The organism is Candidatus Borreliella tachyglossi, assembly GCF_003076595.1.
In the GTDB taxonomy this organism is placed as follows: Bacteria; Spirochaetota; Spirochaetia; order Borreliales; family Borreliaceae; genus Borrelia; species Borrelia tachyglossi.
The window spans coordinates 246,328-268,506 of record NZ_CP025785.1; the positions used below are offsets into that span (position 1 = coordinate 246,328).

Annotated in this window: 18 protein-coding genes and 1 tRNA gene; 14 read left to right on the top strand and 5 right to left on the bottom strand. The window is 32.0% G+C overall.

The genetic code is table 11. The features are described from left to right. Positions 1-9: 9 nt before the first annotated feature. Positions 10-1,584 (top strand): apolipoprotein N-acyltransferase, encoded by a 1,575-nt coding sequence (lnt, locus tag CR532_RS01220; RefSeq protein WP_108729027.1) that lies wholly within the window; start codon positions 10-12, stop codon positions 1,582-1,584. Here lnt and CR532_RS01225 read toward each other — a convergent pair. Both CR532_RS01225 and CR532_RS01230 read right to left on the bottom strand, forming a co-directional pair. Beyond that, entirely contained in the window at positions 1,527-2,300 is a 774-nt protein-coding gene (locus CR532_RS01225; RefSeq protein ID WP_108729606.1) for a hypothetical protein, read from the bottom strand. The two genes, lnt and CR532_RS01225, sit on opposite strands and share 58 nt — an antisense overlap. A 57-nt stretch (positions 2,301-2,357) precedes the next feature. Further along, positions 2,358-2,960 (bottom strand): deoxynucleoside kinase, encoded by a 603-nt coding sequence (locus CR532_RS01230; RefSeq protein WP_199911293.1) that lies wholly within the window; start codon positions 2,958-2,960, stop codon positions 2,358-2,360. A 224-nt stretch (positions 2,961-3,184) separates the two neighbouring features. On the opposite strand from CR532_RS01230, the gene CR532_RS01235 reads away from it, so the two are divergent. From CR532_RS01235 to CR532_RS01260, 6 genes are all read left to right on the top strand, one after another. Further along, the gene (locus CR532_RS01235; RefSeq protein WP_159076629.1) at positions 3,185-4,036 is read left to right on the top strand and encodes an HAD-IIB family hydrolase; all 852 of its coding nucleotides are present in this window, start codon (positions 3,185-3,187) and stop codon (positions 4,034-4,036) included. Between the two features lie 40 nt (positions 4,037-4,076). Next, complete coding sequence (locus CR532_RS01240) at positions 4,077-4,844, top strand: MIP/aquaporin family protein (protein ID WP_108729030.1); 768 nt, start codon at positions 4,077-4,079, stop codon at positions 4,842-4,844. 54 nt (positions 4,845-4,898) lie between these two features. Then, on the top strand, positions 4,899-6,389 hold the full coding sequence (gene glpK, locus CR532_RS01245; RefSeq protein WP_108729031.1) for a glycerol kinase GlpK: 1,491 nt from the start codon (positions 4,899-4,901) through the stop codon (positions 6,387-6,389). A 91-nt stretch (positions 6,390-6,480) separates the two neighbouring features. Continuing rightward, a complete protein-coding gene (glpT, locus tag CR532_RS01250; protein WP_108729032.1) occupies positions 6,481-7,854 on the top strand; it encodes a glycerol-3-phosphate transporter in 1,374 nt (457 codons plus the stop codon). A gap of 68 nt (positions 7,855-7,922) precedes the next feature. Further along, positions 7,923-8,933 carry a glycerophosphodiester phosphodiesterase gene (gene glpQ / locus CR532_RS01255; protein ID WP_108729033.1) on the top strand — a complete coding sequence of 337 codons (1,011 nt, stop codon included), beginning with the start codon at positions 7,923-7,925 and terminating at the stop codon, positions 8,931-8,933. Between the two features lie 33 nt (positions 8,934-8,966). Continuing rightward, positions 8,967-10,529, top strand: a complete 1,563-nt coding sequence (locus CR532_RS01260; RefSeq protein ID WP_108729034.1) for a glycerol-3-phosphate dehydrogenase/oxidase — start codon at positions 8,967-8,969, stop codon at positions 10,527-10,529. Positions 10,530-10,950: 421 nt separating this feature from the next. Here the strand turns inward: CR532_RS01260 and CR532_RS01265 are convergent, their stop codons facing one another. Genes CR532_RS01265 through CR532_RS01275 form a run of 3 tightly spaced genes read right to left on the bottom strand, consistent with a single transcriptional unit; the run spans position 10,951 to position 13,012 of the window. Continuing rightward, positions 10,951-11,445 carry a YaaR family protein gene (locus tag CR532_RS01265; protein WP_108729035.1) on the bottom strand — a complete coding sequence of 165 codons (495 nt, stop codon included), beginning with the start codon at positions 11,443-11,445 and terminating at the stop codon, positions 10,951-10,953. Then, positions 11,435-11,986: a bactofilin family protein gene (locus CR532_RS01270; protein ID WP_108729036.1), complete on the bottom strand. Its 552-nt coding sequence runs from the start codon at positions 11,984-11,986 to the stop codon at positions 11,435-11,437. Before CR532_RS01270 ends, CR532_RS01265 begins: the two co-directional genes overlap by 11 nt. After that, positions 11,987-13,012, bottom strand: coding sequence for a M23 family metallopeptidase (locus CR532_RS01275; RefSeq protein WP_108729607.1), 1,026 nt, complete (start codon positions 13,010-13,012; stop codon positions 11,987-11,989). A 242-nt stretch (positions 13,013-13,254) separates the two neighbouring features. On the opposite strand from CR532_RS01275, the gene rdgB reads away from it, so the two are divergent. The 7 genes from rdgB to CR532_RS01310 all read left to right on the top strand — a co-directional run bounded on the left by rdgB (position 13,255) and on the right by CR532_RS01310 (position 22,160). Beyond that, the gene (gene rdgB, locus CR532_RS01280) at positions 13,255-13,854 is read left to right on the top strand and encodes an RdgB/HAM1 family non-canonical purine NTP pyrophosphatase (RefSeq protein ID WP_108729037.1); all 600 of its coding nucleotides are present in this window, start codon (positions 13,255-13,257) and stop codon (positions 13,852-13,854) included. A gap of 127 nt (positions 13,855-13,981) precedes the next feature. Then, positions 13,982-15,751: an oligoendopeptidase F gene (pepF, locus tag CR532_RS01285; protein ID WP_108729038.1), complete on the top strand. Its 1,770-nt coding sequence runs from the start codon at positions 13,982-13,984 to the stop codon at positions 15,749-15,751. Between the two features lie 15 nt (positions 15,752-15,766). After that, the gene (gene pcsA / locus CR532_RS01290; protein ID WP_108729039.1) at positions 15,767-16,471 is read left to right on the top strand and encodes a phosphatidylcholine synthase; all 705 of its coding nucleotides are present in this window, start codon (positions 15,767-15,769) and stop codon (positions 16,469-16,471) included. A gap of 10 nt (positions 16,472-16,481) precedes the next feature. Next, positions 16,482-17,090, top strand: coding sequence for a DedA family protein (locus CR532_RS01295; RefSeq protein ID WP_108729040.1), 609 nt, complete (start codon positions 16,482-16,484; stop codon positions 17,088-17,090). 18 nt (positions 17,091-17,108) lie between these two features. Then, a tRNA-Leu gene (locus tag CR532_RS01300) sits at positions 17,109-17,192 on the top strand. A 139-nt stretch (positions 17,193-17,331) separates the two neighbouring features. Next, entirely contained in the window at positions 17,332-19,860 is a 2,529-nt protein-coding gene (gene leuS, locus CR532_RS01305) for a leucine--tRNA ligase (protein WP_108729041.1), read from the top strand. 11 nt (positions 19,861-19,871) lie between these two features. Then, on the top strand, positions 19,872-22,160 hold the full coding sequence (locus tag CR532_RS01310) for an efflux RND transporter permease subunit (RefSeq protein ID WP_108729042.1): 2,289 nt from the start codon (positions 19,872-19,874) through the stop codon (positions 22,158-22,160). Positions 22,161-22,179: the final 19 nt, after the last annotated feature.

The following is a 22,179-nucleotide window of genomic DNA, read 5'->3' on the forward strand; positions in this document are numbered from 1 at the left end:
AGAGGAAAAATGAAAACAAGATATTTTTGGCTAGCTGCATTCTCTGGAATCCTTACAACTCTGGCAATTTCAAACGAAATAAACAACATAGGATATTCAACTGTTGGTTTGGTTGCATATATACCACTTTTTATTGCATTAATTAAGACAAAAGACAAAAACACTCTAATTGGTCTAACAGTCTTTTATTTTTTAATAGCTAACAGCTTACAAAATTTTTGGCTTGCATTCTTTCATTCATTCGGAATATTTACATTCCTCGGAGAAGTACTAGGATATGTCCCGTATTCTTTGGCTTTAGGATACTTACTCTATTATGCCTTAAAAGCTTTCAAAAATAAAATACTAACCTTAGCTATACTTTTTACATTTTATGACTACTCCAAGTCAATTGGCTTCCCAGCATATCCTTGGGGATTCTCAGCATTTATGGTTCATAATTTTAATGACCTCATACAAGTAGCTGACATTTTTGGAGTCTTTTTTGTATCCTTTGTTGTTTACTTTTTCAACGCAGGACTTGCAAATTTTTTCATAGAACAAAGCAAAATAAATACATTAAGTACATTATTATCTATATTATTAATAAGCTTCTCTTTTACTTACGGAATCGTTAAAAAAATAGAAATAAATCCAATCTTAAATAAAGAAATAGACACGCTAAATATTGCAGCAATTCAACTTAATATTGACCCTTGGTTGCCTGGAAATCATAAAGAAGGAATTAAAAGATCACTTAAACTTACAAAACAAGCTCTACAAGAAAATCCAAACACAGAGCTTGTACTCTGGAGTGAGGGGGTGTTAACCTTTCCATTTGATTCTTACATAAACCATATTTATCATAACTCAGAATTACTTAAATTATACGATGCGATACATGAGCTAATCGTTGAAAGCAAAGCTCACTTTGTTATCGGATCACCTTCCAATGCAGATGAAAAGCTAGGAATACATCACAATTCAGTTTATGCAATAAAACCTAATCTTCATATAGAAAATATATATTCTAAAATATTTTTAGTTCCATTTGCAGAAAAGGTACCATTTTACAACCATGAATTTATAAGAGAATTTTTCTTTAAAAACTTTGGGATTGTGGGACAAATTAACGGAAACAAACTTGAAATATTCAAACTAAAGAAATTCAATGCAGGTCTCCTAATATGCTATGATGACGCGTTTCCCGATCTTGCAAGGGCTTATAAAAAACAAGGTGCAAATCTACTGTTAAATTTCTCAAATGATTCTTGGTCAAAGACAAATTCATCAGAATGGCAACACTTTGTAGTAGCAAAATTTAGAAGCATAGAAAATGGCATTAAAACCATTAGAGCCACAAACTCTGGAATAACTACCGTAATAAATGAATATGGAGAGAATCCCCAAACCTTAGAAACATTTAAAGAAGAATATCTGATATCAAAAATAAAATTGTCTCCAATATTTACAACACTTTATGAATACATTGGAGACTTATTTATATACGCTCTAGCAATAGCAATCGTAATAATGGCATTAAGATTTTACTTTATTGAAGAGAGTATCCATTTATCACCTTGCTGTGCAAAACCTAAAGTCTGAACACCCCCACTCCAAAATGGAATACCTTTAGTAACATTATTTTTCTTAGTCTTAACTTGAACATTATAAGAAGCATCTTTACCCTTTACAATCTTTAAAGATCTTAGGTCATAAAAATCATCAACTGAAAGGTAATCTAAATCATCCTTATTAACACCTCCCGAAGCTCTCTTTAAACCTGCAATAAAGCTATCCCTAGATTCAACCTTTTCTGAAATTTTAACCTCATCGGCCATAATAGAATTAAGCAATCCAAGATTTTGTAAAACAAGCGCCCTTGCAAATTTATTAAATTGAAATTTAACTGCTTGTTCTTTATGCCTTTCTCTCTCCCTCTCGGCAATATACCTTATTTTAGGAGCATTTGTTATCTCATTGATCTCAATTATATCATGAGCTATCCCTGGAATATCATCAAGTCTAATATCCTCAAGCGCAAGGGATCTGGTCTCACCATCCTCCCCTAAGCTCATTTTAGAATCAATTTCTTCTATAGCCACCTTAAGATCAATTTCTTCTCTCAATCTCGGATAAATTTCTAAAGCCTTTTTTTGAAAATTTTTACCCTTAGCAACCTTGCCAACATCAATGTATCTCTGCCCAACCTCATGATAAAAAATAGCAAGTTCCTTTTGTTTATCATCAATTACAGAGCTACTTGCAAACAAATTTACAAAAGCCAAATAAAAATTTAAAAATACTACTAATTTCCTCATGCCAACCTCCAAAAAACCTTCCCAAAAAATAAACATAAGCATTAAGTCGTAAATTAATTATATTACAAGTTTATCCTTAATTAAAGATATGAGCTTACTTTTGTTATCATCATCGAAAATATTTATACGATCGTATTCAACTTTCACCTTAGGAGACAAATTATAATTATCATACCAACTTAGATACCTCTGATTTAACCCTTCAAGATACTCTCTAGGGATCCCTGTCTCAAAATTTCTATTTCTATTCTCAATTCGACGCTCAACCTCTTCAATACTACAATCAAGATAAATCATTAATATAGGTCTCTGAGAATGCTCCAACATATTATCAAGTAAATTAATATATATTCTATATTCATCCTCAGAAATATATCCACCATCATTTAAAAGAGTAGCAAAGACACGATCCCCATAAATAGATCTATCAAGTATGCCTCGTTTAGCTCTAAAAATGCTCTTTATAAGCTTAAATCTTTCATTTAGAAAATTAATCTGAACTGGAAAAGCCCACCTAGACTTATCTTTATAAAATTTATCTAATATAGACAACGTAAATTCATCGCTCAGCTCACTGTAAAAAGGAATATCAAGCTCCTTAGACAGAATATTTCCAAGAGTAGTTTTTCCTACCCCAATTAAACCCTCAATTATAATCACCAAATTTACCTCCAAAATTCATAAGCAATACTCATAATAGTTAAAAGCTAAAATTATTTAAACACCTAAAATATAAAATAGCAACCAACAAAAGCTCTTAAAAAAGAATCAAATATTATTGTATTTGGAATTTCTTTAAATCATTGACATTATTTACAATAAAAAATAATATGTCTAATATAAGATGCTCTATATATTGTGGTGCTAAGCTTGGGAGAATATTAATGAATATCAAAGCCGTAGTAACCGATTTAAATGGTACACTATTACTACCTAGTGGTACAATGGGGAGCTTTACAAAACAAGTCATTAATCAACTCATCAGGGAAGGAAAAAAGTTTTTCATTGCCACAGGGAGAAGCAAAAACGAAATAAAAGAATTAATCACAAGCTTCCATCTACACGAAACAAACTATATAACTCTTAATGGAGGAAGAGTTTACGACTATAATTGGCAAGAACTCATAAGTTATGATCTTGCACCTTTAATCGCAGAAGATATATTATCGGGCAAAAAATCTAGATACAAAGACTTTATTCATTGCATATATAAAATAGAAAATCAAGAAGACAAACTCTACGTAGATATGCACGATTTGCACAAAATTAACGCAGAAGACAATCTTATTGATAAATCAAATAGAAAATTCGAAAATATAGAAATATTTGCAGACTACAATAACATTGCTGCCATAATAATAGGTAATCGAGAAGATAAACTATTAGAATATGAAAATTCCCTGCTACAAAAACACAAATGTAATATCAACACTTTTCTCTCAAATCCCACAACTCTTGAAATAGTAGATATTGGAGCCTCAAAGGGAAAGGCACTAAAAGCAGCAACAAACCAATATAAAATAGAATTAAACGAAATTATTGCATTTGGGAATGGGTTTAATGACCTTGATATGTTAAGCACATCTGGAAAAGGTGTTATGACAGAGAATGCAAATGAAAGATTAAAAAAAGCACTTCCTAACATTGAAATCATTGCTCCGAGCTGGAATGAATCTGTTGCTCACTATATAAACAATAATATTTTATTAAATCCAATTAAGATTTCAGAAAGTTAATTTTAAGTTAGACTTTATATAAATCTAAGGAGGTTAAAATATGGTTTATACACGATTTAAAGAATTTACTTCAGAATTTTTAGGCACATTTATTCTTCTTGCACTTGGAACAGGTTCTGTAGCAATGGCAACCCTATTCCCATCAAGTCCAACTGTAGCAGGAGAAATAATAAAGGGAGGCTATACAAATATAGTATTTGGCTGGGGTTTAGCTGTAACATTTGGGGTTTACACAGCTGCAAGAATTAGTGGTGCCCACCTAAATCCTGCTATTAGCATTGGACTAGCTGCTACTGGAAAATTCCCGATGCCAAAACTTTTCCACTACATTGTAGCACAAATACTTGGAGCATTTACTGGTGCTTTAATGACACTAGTGGTATTCTACCCTAAATGGATAGAAATAGATCCTACACTTGAAGCTACTCAAGGAATTTTATCAACTTTCCCTGCCGTTCCTGGCTTCTTACCTGGATTTATTGATCAAATATTTGGAACATTCTTATTGATGTTTTTAGTTCTAGTTGTTGGGAAATTTGTAAAAGAAGGTGCTGACAATCCATTCTTTCCTTTCATCATTGGAGCAATAGTGTTAGCTATTGGAATAAGTTTTGGAGGAATGAATGGCTATGCTATTAATCCAGCAAGGGATTTTGGACCAAGATTAGTACTACTGATGGCAGGTTTTAAAAATCACGGTTTTGATGACCTTAACGTATTCATTATCCCTATATTAGGTCCAATAATTGGCGCCATTTTAGGTGCTATGGTCTACGGATTTACTTTAGAAGATAAAGAAAAATCCTAAGTATAATCTACATAACATTAGTTATACAAATAATATAAAGAAGGAGAAAATATTATGAAATACATCCTATCTATTGACCAAGGTACAACTAGCTCAAGAGCAATAGTATTTGACAAGAATGCAAACATAAAAGGACTCGCACAAAAAGAATTTACACAAATCTACCCAAAACCAAGTTGGGTTGAGCATGACCCCAACGAGATATGGGGATCCCAACTAGGAGTTATGGCAGAAGCTTTAGCAAACGCAAGGGCTTTTCCCAATGAAATTGCAGCAATTGGAATTACAAACCAAAGAGAAACCACAATTGTTTGGGACAGAAGCACGGGTCAACCAATTTATAATGCAATAGTCTGGCAAGACAGAAGGACGTCATCAATTTGCGATGAACTTAAAGCAGAAGGAAAAGATAAAATTATCTTACAAAAAACAGGTCTTGTATTAGATGCTTACTTTAGTGGTACAAAAATAAAATGGATACTAGACAATGTTGCAGGAGCAAGAGATCGAGCTGAAAAGGGGGAGTTGTGTTTTGGCACAGTAGATACCTGGATAATCTGGAACCTCACTAAAGGCAAACTACATATTACAGATTATTCTAATGCATCAAGAACTCTACTTTTAAATATTAAAACACTTAAATGGGATGAAGAGCTGCTTACAATTCTAGGCATACCAAAAGCAATTTTACCTGACCTTAAACAAAGCTCTGAAGTGTATGGCAAAACTGACCCCTCCATGTTTGGAAAAGAGATTATTATTTCAGGAATTGCAGGAGATCAATTTGCAGCGACATTCGGACAAGCATGCCTTAAAAAAGGAATGGCTAAGAACACCTACGGAACAGGGTGCTTTGCTACTGTTAACATCGGAAAAGAAGCTGTTATTAATGATAAAAACCTTTTAACTTCAATTGCATGGGGAAGAAAAAATTCAGTAACTTATGTTCTTGAAGGGAGCGTTTTCATTGGAGGGGCTGTAATTCAATGGTTAAGAGATGGTCTAGAACTATTCAGGAAAAGTTCTGATGCAGAAGCGCTTGCAGCGTCAGTAGATAACAATGGAGGGATTTATTTCGTGCCAGCATTTGTAGGACTTGGGGCACCTCATTGGGATTCTTACGCCAGAGGCACAATTGTTGGACTCACAAGAGGATCCACAAAAGCACACCTTACAAGAGCGGCTCTTGAAAGTATTGCACTGCAAAGTTTTGATGTATTAACCGCAATGAAAAACTCTATTGAAGATCTTGAAATACATGAAGTAAGAGTTGATGGAGGTGCTAGTCAAAATAACTTACTCATGCAATTTCAAGCTGATATTTTACAATGTAATGTTGTCAGACCAAAAATTACAGAAACAACTGCTCTTGGTGCTGCTTATTTGGCAGGGCTTGCTGTAGGGTATTGGGAAAGTGCTGAAGAGATCACAAATCTTTGGCAATCAGATAAAATCTTTGAGCCTTTGATGGAAAAAAGCAAAAGAGAAGATTTGCTCTATAATTGGGACAAGGCCATTAGTAGAGCAAAAGCCTGGATTAAATAACATTTAATTTAACTAGTCTGTCAATAATTTGTTCAGACTAGTAGGTTTAATTTCTATAGAAATATCAATAAACATAATGGAGATATAAAGTATGAAAAGGTTGTTTAATTTTCTCAGTCCAGCACCACACATAAAGAGAGTGGATAAAGAATCAGAGGATTCACTATACAAAAGATTAAGGCTGCAAGTATTTATTTCAATATTCATTGGATATGCCGGATTTTATTTAACGAGAAAGATTTTCTCATTTGCTATGCCAGAGCTTGAAAAAGAAGGTTTTGGAAAAGGTCAACTAGGCATAATTCTATCTGGCGTTTCAATTGCATATGGATTCTCTAAATTTATTATGGGCAATGTCTCAGACCGAAGCAATCCTAGATATTTCCTATCACTAGGATTGCTTTTAACAGCGGTGATTACCATTACATTTGGATTATTTCCATGGAACTTAATTGATACCACAACGGCCGTAGTATTAATGTTCATTTTAATGTTCTCAAACGGATGGGTACAGGGCATGGGATGGCCTGCATGTGGGCGGACTATGGTTCACTGGTGGTCAACAAAAGAGAGGGGGATAACGGTCGCAACCTGGAATGTAGCTCACAATACAGGAGCAGCCTTTTCAGGGATAATATCATCTTGGGCTTTACTCCACTTTAATGAATGGCAAGCTGTACTTTATGTTCCAGCAGGTCTGGTGGTAGGAATTGCAATATTCGTCATGCTTACCCTAAGAGATACACCTCAATCTGTAGGACTACCTCCAATTGAAGAGTACAAAAACGATTATCCTGAAGATTACACACAAAGTGCAGAAAAAGAGCTTAATGCAAAAGATATATTCATAAAATATGTTTTCAATAACAAGCTACTATGGTATATAGCCATTGCTAATGTCTTTGTATACTTTATCAGATACGGCATTCTGGACTGGGCACCCACATATCTCTCGCAAGTAAAGCATTTTTCCATCAAAGATTCCGGATGGGCCTATTCCCTTTATGAGTTCTCAGCCATTCCTGGAACAATACTTTGTGGATGGATATCTGACAAAGTTTTTAAAGGAAGAAGAACAGAGACTGGAATACTATTCATGGCTGCTACTCTTATTACGGTAATTATCTATTGGCAACTTCCAGAAAATACTCCAACGCTTACAACTCTTCTTTTAGCAATAATAGGATTCTTAATTTACGGTCCTGTTATGCTCATTGGCCTTCATGCTCTTGATCTTGCTCCAAAAAAGGCTGCAGGTACTGCCGCAGGATTTACAGGACTATTTGGATACATAGGAGGATCTGTTGCTGCTAGTGCCATTACAGGTTTTGTATTGCAATACTTTAATTGGGATACCTATTTTTATCTACTAATTAGTTCATGCATACTTGCAATAATATTTATAAGCCTAACATTTAGGCAAGAGAAGAGAATGAATGGTAATAGTAATAATAAAAGAACATAGTCATTATGTCGAATAAAAGGCTAGAGGTTAAAGAGTGCATAGTTTAGTACTAATAAAGAGGTTACAAAATGAAATTAATAAAACAATTATTAATGGTTGCAATGAATACACTTTTTGTTCTTTCCTGCGGGAATGAACAAATAAGCATAAATAAACCATCACCACTAGTTATAGCTCACAGAGGTGCTAGTGGATATTTACCAGAACATACTTTAGAAGCTAAAGCATATGCTCATGCTCTAGGGGCTCACTACTTAGAGCAAGATATCGTTTTGACAAAAGATAACGTTCCTATTATAATGCATGACCCAGAGATTGACACAACAACAAATGTTGCAGAGATATTTCCTGGAAGAGCTAGAGAAGATGGAAGATACTATTCTGTTGACTTTACGCTAGATGAACTCAAGTCCCTAAGACTCAGCGAAAGATTTGATCCCAAAACTGGCAAACCAATATATCCTAACCGTTTTCCCTTAAATGAATATAATTTCAAAATTCCAACCTTAGAAGAAGAAATACAATTCATACAAGGACTCAACAAAAGTACAGGTAAAAATGTTGGAATTTACCCTGAAATCAAAAAACCTTTCTGGCATAAGCAACAAGGCAAAGATATATCTAAAATTACAATAAAGATTCTAAACAAATATGGGTATAAGTCAAAAGAAGATAACATATACCTTCAAATATTCGACTTTGACGAACTAAAAAGAATAAGGGAAGAGCTTAGATATCAGGGAAAATTGATATTGCTTATTGGAGAAAATAATTGGAATGAAGCTCCAACAGACTATGAATACATCAAGTCAGAAGAAGGTATGGCAGAGGTTGCAAAATACTCTGATGGAATTGGGCCTTGGATACCTCAAATTATAGCTGATGGCAAAGTGACAGGTCTTGTAACCTTAGCACATAAACACAAGATGGAAATTCACCCTTATACATTTAGAATTGACGCATTGCCTTCATATGTAAAAGATGCAAATGAGTTGCTAAACCTACTATTCAATAAGGCAGAAATAGACGGAATATTTACGGATTTTCCTGATATAGTATTGAATTTTGTAAAAAAATAATACAATTATTAATAAGGAGAATGTTTAATTTTTATGAGTAAAAATGATAAAAAAGAATTGAAAGACCTTGATAATCAAGCCTTTGATTTAATAATAGTTGGTGGGGGAGCAACTGGTCTTGGTATTGGAATAGATTCCATTACTAGAGGATATAAAACTTTACTTATTGAAAAATTTGACTATGCAAAAGGAACATCCTCTAGATCAACCAAGTTAATACATGGAGGAGTAAGATATTTGGCTCAGTTTAATATCCCTTTGGTAAAAGAAGCACTCCATGAGAAAGCTTTGCTTGAACAAAACGCACCCCATTTAGTTCATGAGTGTGCCTTTGTTACTCCTATATACAACATTTTAAGTCTACCTTACTACTACCTCGGATTAAGCTGGTATCATAACCTTCTTGGATCGCATAAAAAGTCTAAGTATAAAACAAGGTTATTATCAAAATCTGAGACAATAAAGAAAATTCCAAATATTAAAACTGAGGGTCTTAAATGCTCTGTTGTATATTATGATGACTCTTTTGACGATGCTAGAATGGCAATAAGTATGCTTAGAACTTTTACTGAAAAAGGTGGTTTTGCTTTCAATTATGCAGAACTTGTAAGTTTCACCAAAGAGAATGGCAAAATATCAGGTGCTGTTATTAAAGACAGAATGACTGAAGAGGAAGCTATTATTAAGAGTAACTGCATAATCAATGCAACAGGAATTTTTGCAGATGCGATTAGAAAGTTAGATGATACTAATGCACCTAGTATTATCAGACCTTCTCAAGGAACACATTTAATAATTAAAAAAGATAAATTTAATACAGACTGCGCAATGCTTATCCCCAAGACAAGTGATAATCGAGTTTTGTTTGCTGTACCTTGGCATGATGGAATTGTTTGCGGAAGTACAGATGTCTCAATAGACAAAATTGAGGAAGAGCCTAAGAGTCTAGAAAGTGAAATTAAATTTATAATAGACAATATGAATAATTATCTAAATCATAAAATAAGCAGAAATGATGTCCAAAGTGTTTATACAGGTATCAGGCCACTAATCATCGATCCTCAAGGAGAGCAGAATACCTCAAAAATATCAAGAGACGAGAAAATATTTGTCTCAGATTCAAACCTTATTACAATTGCTGGTGGAAAATATACTACTTACAGAAAGATGGCTGAGAAAACCTTAAAAAAAGCAATAGAAAATAACTTAATATCTAATTCAACTTCTATTACAGAAAACTTAAAGTTGCACGGATACCTAGAAAAGGAAGAGGTACTTAGCATGCCTGAGCCTTTTAGAGTTTATGGAAGTGATTTCCAAACCTTAAGTAAGATGGAAGGCTTTAATAATAAGATCCATGCAGACTTACCATTAAATGAAGCTCAAATATCCTTCGCTATTGAATTCGAACAAGCAAAAACTGTAGAAGACATACTATCAAGAAGAACCCGATCACTGCTACTGAATGCAAAAGCTACAATTGAAGCTACACCAAGGATTGCTGAAATTATGATGCATAAACTTGGTAAATCTGAAGAATGGAAAAATGAACAAATAAAAAGCTTTACAGAGATAGCAAAAAAATATTTAGTTTAGTTAAAGGGGGGTATCAAATAATCCTCCTTATTTTCAAATATTTCATTCTCAAGTATCCATCAACCTATTATTCTATAGAATCAAACAGCTACTTTTAGCTACCCTTTTATACAAGATGTGTCAATTTTTCTACCAATCCTATTAATCTTACATAAAGGCAGCATAACAACTTTGAAATAATAACAGAATAACTAAAGAATAAAACATGCATAAACCTTGCATACTTAGAACACTCCTTCTTTAACTATATCCATATAAAAATAAAACCTTGTCAAGGTGTACACCATATTTCATAAAAATCAAATCATAGTATTTAAATGACATAAGACATCATAGTTCATAAATTAACGACCTAATCATCTAAAAAAGCATGTAGGTTTAACATAACGACAATACTTAACTTTAAGTACATATCTCGCCCTCATCTAAGCAAATTTACAAGCAACCCTTGAATTTCTTCAAGACTACTTAAAAGTTTAATCTGAGAACCTTGATTTTGCAAAACCGAATATGCAAGCTTATCAAGCTTTTCATTAATAATTTTAACAATACGATATTTTGGTCTCTTTAATTCTCCAACACTACCTCCCTTTTGCTCTTTTATAGAAATAGAAGATGGCAAAACAATAGACAAAAATTCTGCTATAGTTTTTTTATAAAAAATTACATTTTGACGAGAAGGCTCACTTAAGAGTCTTTCACCAATATCGTTGATCTCGTCTAACATATTCTTGATAAAATCAAGATTAAATTCCCCATTTTCAAGAAAGATAAAATGCTTGTCTTCTCTTATAAGCTCAGATTTAAATATCGAAGAGAAGACGCTTGGCCTGCCAATATCAACTTTTTTCCTACTCTTCTTATAATCTTTTGACTCAAGATTTAAAGCTCCTGCAATTAAATTATTAATCTTCATCTATCTTACTCATGCCACTAAACAAATAATTACCTTCCTCATCAGCTTTAGTACTCCTATCTGCTTCCTTTCCCTTCATTCCCTTATTCACTTCAATTAAAATATCCTCATCAACCTTATAAGAACCTGTATAAATAAATACATCTTTTTCAGCAAGTCCAAGACTTCCAGTACCAATATTCATATATCCATCAATAATAGCTCCCTCTTCAACCTCAATTGATCTGCATGAAATATTCCCGATAATACATCCTGACCCAAAAATCTTAATTTTGTTGCTAGCATGAATATTTCCAAGAACTATCCCAGAAACAACAACCTCATTAGCATTAATATTTGACTTAATCCGTCCTGTTTCACCAACTATGACCCTTTTAGTAGAATTAATAGCTCCAATAAAATCACCATCAATTCGAATAAAATTATTTGAATTTAACTCCCCTTTAAAAAAATCATCCTTTCCAATTATTGTCTTTATTTCATCAAAAAGAAAAGTTGAAGAAACTTTATTATTCTTTTTTAAACTCAAAAAATTTAACATCTATTTTGAAGCTCCCGTTGCTAAATTTAAATACATATCAGGATTTACAACTTGAGACCCTATTCGAACCTCATAGTGAAGATGAGGTCCTGTTGAATACCCCGTCTGACCAAGAAAGCCAATTATTTGCCCTTTCTTAACATAGGAACCCTTAGTAGCATTTAAACGAGACATATGCGCATAAAGAGTTGAGAGTCCATACTTATGTTTAATTTGAACAAAGTTACCATAACCTGTTGATTGATAACTAGCTCTAACAATCTCACCATCAGCAGCTGCCACAATAGCGGTGCCAATTCTTACCCCTGCAAGATCTATGCCCTTATGAATATACCACTGCCTAGTAAAAGGCTCAACAGCCGGTCCAAAATGCAAAGAAATAATACCATCACCTTTAACAATAGGCCAAAGCGAAGGAATATCATCTAGTAATTTATTTTGAGAATGAAGTAATTTAACTATGCTCTTAAGAGGAGGAATTGAACCCTCTATTGTATCTTTAACATTTTTAAGATCACTCAATTCTTTGATTGCATTAGCATCCAATACTTGCAAATCAAGAAAATCAGCAAGATCCCCATCTAACTTGTTCCGACTCATATCAATATTACTTTCCTTTATTTTTAAGGAAACTCTAAGCTCATCTAAAATTTTAGAAAAATTACCAGCAACAGAATTAATTTCTACAACTGTGTTCCTAAAATCCTCAATCTCAGATTCCGCAAGTGAATAATTCTTCTCAGTAGACTTAACAATCGATTTAAGAGTAACATAATTAACAGCAAGCAAAACAAATCCCACAAAAATAACAAGAAAAAATAAAAAAAATAGAAATAAAGTTAAGAAAGAAATTTTTATATTCCTAATATCTCCTTTAACATGAGGAATAATCATAAAGCTAATATTTTGTCTAAAAAAAGAATAAACATTATTCAGGAGATTAAAGAAAGAATTAAAACCTACATAAAACCCCTTAACCAATCCCTTAAAAAACAATATAATTTTAAATATTATTTTGTCTTTCATCATAAATTCCTCACCACTAATTTGTAAAGCTTCCAAAGCACTTAAAACCCATTTTCAAGCCTAGCAATTTTTATTAAACATCAATTATTGGATAAGCGATACTAAATATCACAATTACTTCCTAACCAATCATTATCTCATATTATTTTACAAATTAATCTCTACAAATACTTATAATGGTAGCACACACTAACCCAACTAAAAATATACAAACAAACACAAATGATTTACTATTATATACAATGAAAACATTATTTTTTGCAACTACTAATATAAACAAAATAAATGAAGTAAAAAAGATTTTAAATATACCTAACATTAAACTAGAAATTCCTAAAAATTTTGATGTACAAGAGACAGGTAAAACTTTTCAAGAAAATTCTTTACTAAAAGCAAAAGCTTTATTTGAAATTCTGGGTAGAAAACAACATGTTTTTAGTGAAGATTCTGGGTTATGCATTGAAGCCTTAAATCTGGAACCTGGAATTTATTCTAAAAGATATGACAAACATAAATTAGGAAAGAAACTTAGCACTAATGAAAAAAATCAACTCATTATAGATTTAATGAAGCATAAAAAAAATAGAACTGCTTATTTCGTATGTAGCGTTAGCTACATCTCTGTAGATGGAGCAATAACCAACTTTGAAGGTATGCTTCATGGTAGCATCGCTCTGGATTTTGATTACTACCAAAAGAATGGATTTGGATACGACCCAATCTTTTTAACTCATAACAATGAAAGACTAAGTGGGCTGAGTCTTTCAGAAAAAAACAAAATATCTCACAGAGGAATTGCATTTGCTAAATTTAAAGAATTTATAACGCAATCCTTAGCTTAAGGTCAAAATTTAGTAATCATATCACACATAAAGTTTGCGATTTATTGTAAATTTAAAAGCAAAGATTTAAAATAGTTATTATTAATTATTACAGGTGATGTCCATTAAAACTAAAGGAGAAAATTTAATGATAGACAGATGCAAAGTTAATGAAAATGATAAGTGGGATTTATCTTCTCTATTTACAAGTGCCGAAGAATATAAAAAAAAAATCAAAGAAATAAAATTAAAGCTTCAAGACTTCAAAAAATATGAAAATCTAGAATTTGATATTAACATATTTAAGCAGGCGTTAAATGAGTATTATGAAATTGAAGAAGAACTGGAGCGAACAACATATTATACTCATATCCAACTAGAAACAGATATAAGTGATAAAAACTCAAATGAGCTTCGTGCAATGAATGTTAACCTAGAAACAGAAGCATCCAATGCTATTTCATTTTTTATTCCCAAAATATTAAAAACAGATCTAAGACAAATAAAAGAGTGGCTTGAGGACATAGAACTTAAAGATAAAAAAATAGCCATTGAAAAAATACTCAGATCAAAAGAGCACATTTTAAGTGAAAGCGAAGAGAAAATACTTGCCAACTACACATCTCTTTATTCATCTTATAATGATATATTCTCTTCATTAACAAATGCCGACATGGTATTTGGTGAAATTGATGGCAAGCCTTTAACTAATTCCACCTACAGCTTATTCCTTCAGAATGAAAATCAAGAAATACGAAGAGAAGCTTTCATAAAATTTTACAAAGAATATAAAAAACATGAAAATACATTAGCCAGCATTTTAATTGCTGATATAAATAAAAATAAATTTTTGGCCAAAACAAGAAAATTTGAAGACACTATTTCAATGAATCTTTTTCAAAACAATATTGACAAGAAAGTTTATACAAATTTAATTGAAACAGTTAATGAAAACTTGTCCGTACTTCATGAATATTACGAATTTAGAAAAAACGCACTCAAACAAGATTATCTTAACCACTATGATGTTTATGTTCCTCTAACAAAAGACACTAAATTTAAAAATTCCTTCAAAGAATCTTGTGATATAATCTTAAACTCTCTTGAAATATTAGGAAGTGAGTATACCGAAGTGCTTAGAAAAGGATTTTTTGAAGAGCGTTGGGTTGACATATATGAGAATAAAGGAAAAAGATCAGGTGCTTTTAGTGCTGGCTCGTACAATGGCAAACCTTATATACTAATGAACTACAAAGATGAATCAATAAGAGAAATGTTCACCTTGGCTCATGAGGCCGGACATTCCATGCATTCTTACTTCAGCATCAAAAATAATCCATTTCCTCACTATCGATATTCTATTTTTGAAGCAGAAATAGCATCCACAGTAAATGAACAAATACTTGCAGACTACCTACTCAAGAGCGAAAAAGATATTGAAAAAATAAAATATATTAAACTAAGCCAAATCGATGACTTACTTGCAACATTCTTTAGACAAACAATGTTTGCTGAATTTGAATATATTATTCATGAAATGATTAATAAAGACGAACCAGTGGTAAAAGATACACTAAAAACAACTTACACACTCTTACTTAAAAAATATTTCGGCCCAAGTCTTAAGTTTGAAGAAAATAGCCCTCTTGAATGCCTTAGAATCCCTCATTTCTACTCACCATTCTATGTATATCAATATGCAACAGGAATTACAGCAGCTCTTTTGATATATGAAAATATAAAGAATAACAAAAAAGATGCAACTAAAAATTACATAGGATTTTTAAAGACAGGAGGTTCAAAATATCCCTTGGAATCTTTAAAAGTTGCCGAAGTTGATTTAACTTTAAAATCAACAATAAAAAATACAATTAATATATTTAAAGAACGTCTCGAGAATGTGAAGAAATTATTCTAATAAAGGAGCGAGTTTTTGAAAAACTTAAATCTTATTTTAGCTTGGACAGTACATATTTTAACGGCCTCTGGACTAATAGTTAGTCTTTATTCAATAATCTCCATAATAAATGGAGATTATTCCCTTTTATTAAATCTTACAATTATTGGGCTCTTTATTGATGGAATTGATGGAACACTAGCAAGAAAATTTAAGGTAAAAGACTTAATACCAACAATAGACGGTGCTTTACTGGACAATATTGTAGACTATATAAACTACACATTTATTCCCACAATATTTCTTTATTACGGCAACTTCATAAGAAATGAATACAAAATAATGATTTGTATTGGAATTTTATTTGCATCAGCATACCAATTTTCAAGAACAGATTCAAAAACTAGCGATGATTACTTTAGAGGATTTCCATCCTTATGGAATTTTCTAATAATTTTTAACATAATCTTTACTGTAAAAGAAATTACAAATCTTATTATCATACTAGCATGTATTGCTCTCAGTTTCGCACCTATTAAATTTATTTACCCAACAAAAACAAAAGAATTTAAGTATTTAACAATTTTTTTAACAATAATAACTTCTTTCACAATAATCCTTACAATCTTTGCAAGATTGCCAGAAGTCTATTTAGATGTATCAAAAATATTAATATTTTTTTACCTTACATACATAATCTTAGTTAGCATATACCTAAATTACACAACAGGGAAAAAATAACGGGTCAGTTGTGCATATAATACTAGAATTTATAGACTTAAATATAGCTTATGCCCCAATAGTATTTTTTGTACTACTTATCCTTGCGGGCTTGAATATTCCAATCTCTGAGGACGCAATAGTAATAATGGGCGGAGTACTTTCTAGCCGAAAAAATGAATACACAATCTTAATATTTCTAGGAATTTTTTGGGGAGCCTATCTTGGCGACATAGTTTCATTCTATATAGGAAGATTTTTAGTAGACAAATTATTGAAACAAAAAACAAAAGCAAACAAAATCATCGATAAAATGAATTACTATTATGGGCAATACGGAAGTTTAACTCTATTCTTTGGGAGATTTATTCCATTTGGAATAAGAAATGCAATATTTATGGCAGCAGGAATGGGTAACATGCGACCCATTCATTTTATCGTAGCTGACTTTTTTGCAGCTATGGTATCAATCACAATTTACTTTACATTAAGTTTTAAAATAGGCGGATCCTTTAAAGTGATATTATCTAAAATCAAAATAATACTATTATTAGCATTTATCATACTAGCAATAGTGTTATTAATTATTTATATTATAAGGGGAAAAAAAATACAAAAAGTTGACAAACATTTTGAATAAAAAATATAATATTTATACGCTGTGGTGGTGGAAGTGGTAGACACGCTAGCTTGAGGGGCTAGTGGGTGAAAGCTCGTGCTGGTTCAAGTCCAGTCCACAGCATATTTTAAGAAAAAATCCTACATAAAATTAAGGTTATCCAAAGATTCAAACATCAATTTACTTTTCAATAAAATAGCTATAGAATATTAAAATGGTGTAGGAGTCTTAACAATAATGCTTTTATTTACTGAGAGATTAGATGCTTGAATACAACTTTAAGAAAATAGAAAAAAAATGGCAGCATTATTGGGATCAAAATAAAACATATAGAGCTGAGGAAGATCTTAGTATTCCTAAGGAGAAAAGGGTTTACATTCTTGATATGTTTCCCTACCCTTCCGCTAATGGACTTCATGTCGGCCACCCGGAAGGTTACACTGCAACTGATATAGTATCAAGATACAAATTCTTAAATGGGTTTAATGTACTCCATCCAATAGGATTCGATAGTTTTGGACTACCCGCAGAGAATTATGCAATACAAACGGGAGAGCATCCCAAAAAAATAACAGAAGAAAACATTGCAAGATTTAGAAAACAAATTAAAGCATTAGGATTCGCATACGATTGGGATAGAGAAATTAGAACTCACGACGAGAGTTACTATAAATGGACACAATGGATCTTTTTAAAATTATATAAAAAAGGTTTGGCTTACACAAAAGAAATGCCTGTTTGGTACTGTCCTGATCTTGGAACAGTACTGTCAAATGAAGAAGTTCTTCAAACACCTCACGGTCCAAAATCCGAACGAGGCCTCCATAAGGTAGAGAGAAAACTATTAAGGCAATGGATATTAAAAATCACAGAATACGCAGATAGACTAATTGAGGATCTCGAAGAGCTCGACTGGCCTGAATCTGTTAAGGAAATGCAGAAAAATTGGATTGGAAAATCAACAGGAGTTGAGATCGAATTTGAAGTAAAGGAAAGTGAAGAGAAGATAAAAGTATTTACGACAAGACCAGACACACTCTTTGGAATAACATACTTAGTACTCGCACCAGAGAGTACTATAGTAGAAAGAATAACAAAAGATGAGCTTAAGGCTATTATATCAGAATACAGAAGTAGAGAATCCCTTAAAAGTGATCTTGAAAGAACTTCCCTTGAAAAAGATAAGACAGGGGTCTTCACGGGTGCATATGCTATAAACCCAATAACTCAAGAAGAAATTCCAATCTGGATAGGTAGCTATGTACTTGGAACTTACGGAACTGGCGCTGTGATGGGTGTCCCAGCACATGATGAAAGAGATTTTGGATTTGCAAAAAAATATAATCTAGAAATAAAACAAGTGGTCTCAAAAACAGGAAATAACAGCATATTGGAAAAACCAGTAATCGAAGACGGAATTTCAATTAACACACCTGAAGGATTTAATACCCTACAAACTGCCGAAGTAAAACGCAAAGTAATAGAATGGCTTACTGAAAACAAAAAGGGTCAAAAAAAGGTCAACTATAAACTGAGAGACTGGATTTTCTCAAGGCAGAGATATTGGGGTGAGCCCATTCCTATTATGCTTGATGACGACTTAAATGAAATACCATTGGAAGAAGACGAATTGCCTTTAAGACTTCCAGAAATAGAAAATTATAAGCCATCAGGCACAGGTGAATCTCCTTTGGCAAGATCTAAGGAATGGGTTAATGTTAAACATAATGGGAAAGCATATAAAAGAGAAACAAACACTATGCCTCAATGGGCAGGTTCCTGCTGGTATTATATGCGTTATCTTGATCCAACCAATGAAAAAGAATTTGCAAGCAAAGAAAAAATTAATTACTGGATGCCTGTTGACCTTTACATTGGTGGCGCTGAGCACTCCGTATTACACCTACTCTACGCAAGATTTTGGCACAAAGTACTCTATGATCTAGGATATGTTAATACAAAGGAACCTTTTAAGAAGCTCATAAATCAAGGTATGATAACGTCATTTGCATATCAAGACAATAATGGTATTTTAATTCCTAATGACGAGGTGGAAGAACGAGACAATAAATTTTTTTCCAAAAGCAATAAAAAGGAACTAAAACAAATAGTTGCGAAAATGTCAAAATCATTAAAAAATATAGTAAATCCAGATGATATTATTAAGGAATATGGCGCAGATTCAATGAGAATCTATGAAATGTTCATGGGTCCTTTAACTGATTCAAAACCTTGGAATACAAAAGGCCTCATTGGAATTTTCAGATTTTTAAACAAAATCTGGACTCTTAAGAGAAAGGAACTAACAAAAGAGGTAGCCCCAAAAGATATAGTATCTGAACTTCATAAAACAATAAAAAAAGTAACAGAAGATATAGAAAATCTAAATTTTAACACTGCAATATCATCGTTAATGATATTAATAAACGATCTTTTAAAACATGATAAAAACTACTTAGAAATTTTTAAGCCTCTTACTATTATCCTATCGCCATTTGCACCTCACTTAGGCGAAGAATTGTGGGAATACATGGGTGAAAGGCCTAGTATATTTAAAACTGCAAAGTGGCCTCAATATGATCCAAATCTCATTATTGACTATGAAAAAGAAATTGTGTTGCAAGTCAATGGTAAAATAAGAGATAAAATTATCTTAAATAAGGGAATAAATGAAGAAACTCTTAAAGAAATTGCACTAAAAAATAATAAAATCATGCAAAATCTAGAAAACAAAGAAATACTAAAGATAGTCACGGTTAAGGATAAACTTATAAATATAGTAACAAGATAAAGAGGCAGACAATGGATTTGGAAAATCTAAGTATTAGATACAGAGTCTTCATATTTTTAGTATTTGCATTAATAACAATTAATCTAGGATTTTTTTTAAAAAACATAGAATTTGATTCAAATATTCTAAAACTTATTCCAAAAACCAAAGAAACTGAAAGAATAATAAATATAGACGAAAGTAATTCACTCTTATCAACAATAGTAATATTTGAAGACAAAAAAAGCATCTTTACTAAAGAAACCTTTAGCAAAATTAATAAAGTAGCAAATGACATAGTTAGTATATTAAAGGTACCACCCAACTCTGTTACAAGTATATTCACTTATTTTCCACAGTTTAAAAAAGATACATACACAGACGAGGACGTGGTTGAGATAAGAAAAAAAGTAAATTCAACATCATTCGTAAGGAATTTATTTCTAAACAATGATGAAACTTTAATATATTTCATAATCGTCCCAACAGAAAGTGATAAAGTAGATTTTAGCCGAAGCTTAAAAAGTGAACTTGAGGAAATGGAAGCTGTAATTAAAAATTATGAAACTGATGATCTTAAACTTTACTTAACAGGGGATCTTGTAGTAAGGGAAAAAATACTCAACTACATGGTTGACGACTTCAAATTTCTAGGTCCCTTAGCGACTCTTGTTGTAATTTTATCGCTTTATGTCATTGTAGGCAATGTACTAGGAGCAATAATTCCTGTACTCATTGCAACATTTGCACTAATTTGGACTTTCGGCATCAAAGGTTTTGTAAAGTCTCCAATTACTGTTCCAGAAACTACGATGATTGTGTTACTTATCTCAATCGGATGTGCTGACGCCGTACATATAATCAATGGAATATTAAAGAGAATAAAAAAAGAACCTTTCTCTGAGAAGACTGTAATAGCTACAATAAAAACACTCAGAGTGCCAATACTTTTAACCTCTCTTACAACCGCTTTTGGTTTTCTGTCACTAATGGCCTCATCAATTCATGCATACAGAGCAATGGGCATTTTTATGGCAGTAGGAGTAATTATTGCAATGGTTATGTCCCTTTTAGTATTACCTGGAATACTAGTTCAAATCCCATTTAAGCATATAAGAAGCAAAGAAAATAAAAAATTTAAACATTGCCTACTTGACAGATGTGCACTAATCAATCAAACAATCACAGAATGGATGCTAAATCATAAGTATATCTCATCTATCATAACTCTAATTATTCTATCAATATCAATTGTAGGTCTCCTCAATATAGAAATTAACTTTGATGAGAAAGATTATTTTCAAGAGCATACAAGTGTAAAACAAACGTTAAATTTAATGCAAAGAGAGATAGGAGGAATGTCTATTGTCAAAATTGAAATTAAGGGAAAGCCTGATGAATTTAAAAACGCAAAAATCATGCAAAATTTGGATTTAATTACAGACAAGATCGACATATACACTGATAAAACACAAGCCATTTCCATAAACGGAATTATAAGATTTATGAACTTCAAATTCAAAAAAGAAAATCCAAAAGAATATAGACTTCCTGAAAATCAATCTATATTAAATAAACTAATACTCTTAATCAGCAGAAGCAATTCTATTAAAAAAATGACAACGATGTATGTCAATGATGATTGGTCTCAAATATCAATTATTGTAAGAATTGACAAAAATTCATCTGCAGAGATAAAAAATTTTGCCGACTATGCTAACAATTTACTTAAAGAACATATGCCAGGATATGAATATCATTTCTCAGGAGCATATGACAAAATACTCATATCTAAAACTATGGTGGTAGAACAAATTACGAATATTATTACAACACTTAGTGCAATAACAATATTGCTAATATTATTCTTTAAATCTATTAGAACTGGAATAATAATTGCAATCCCAGTGGCATGGTCAGTATTCTTAAATTTTGCCGTAATGAGACTTTTTGGCATAACACTAAACCCTGCAACAGCAACCATTGCATCCGTTAGTATGGGCGTAGGAGTGGACTACTCAATTCACTTTTTTAATGCATTCATATTAAATTATCAAAAAATTAAGGATTATAAAAAGGCTTTACTTAAATCAATTCCTATTGTATTTAATGGAATTCTTGCAAATTCAATATCAGTAGGCATAGGATTCTTAACATTATTATTCTCTACCTACAAAATAATCGCAACACTTGGTGCAATTATAGCCTTTACAATGATCACCACATCCCTTGCATCATTAACACTACTCCCATTGCTAATTTATCTATTTAAGCCCACAGTTAAAACACTAAAGTTACATAATAAAACTATAAAAGCATAGTAAGTTTAAGTAAAATGAT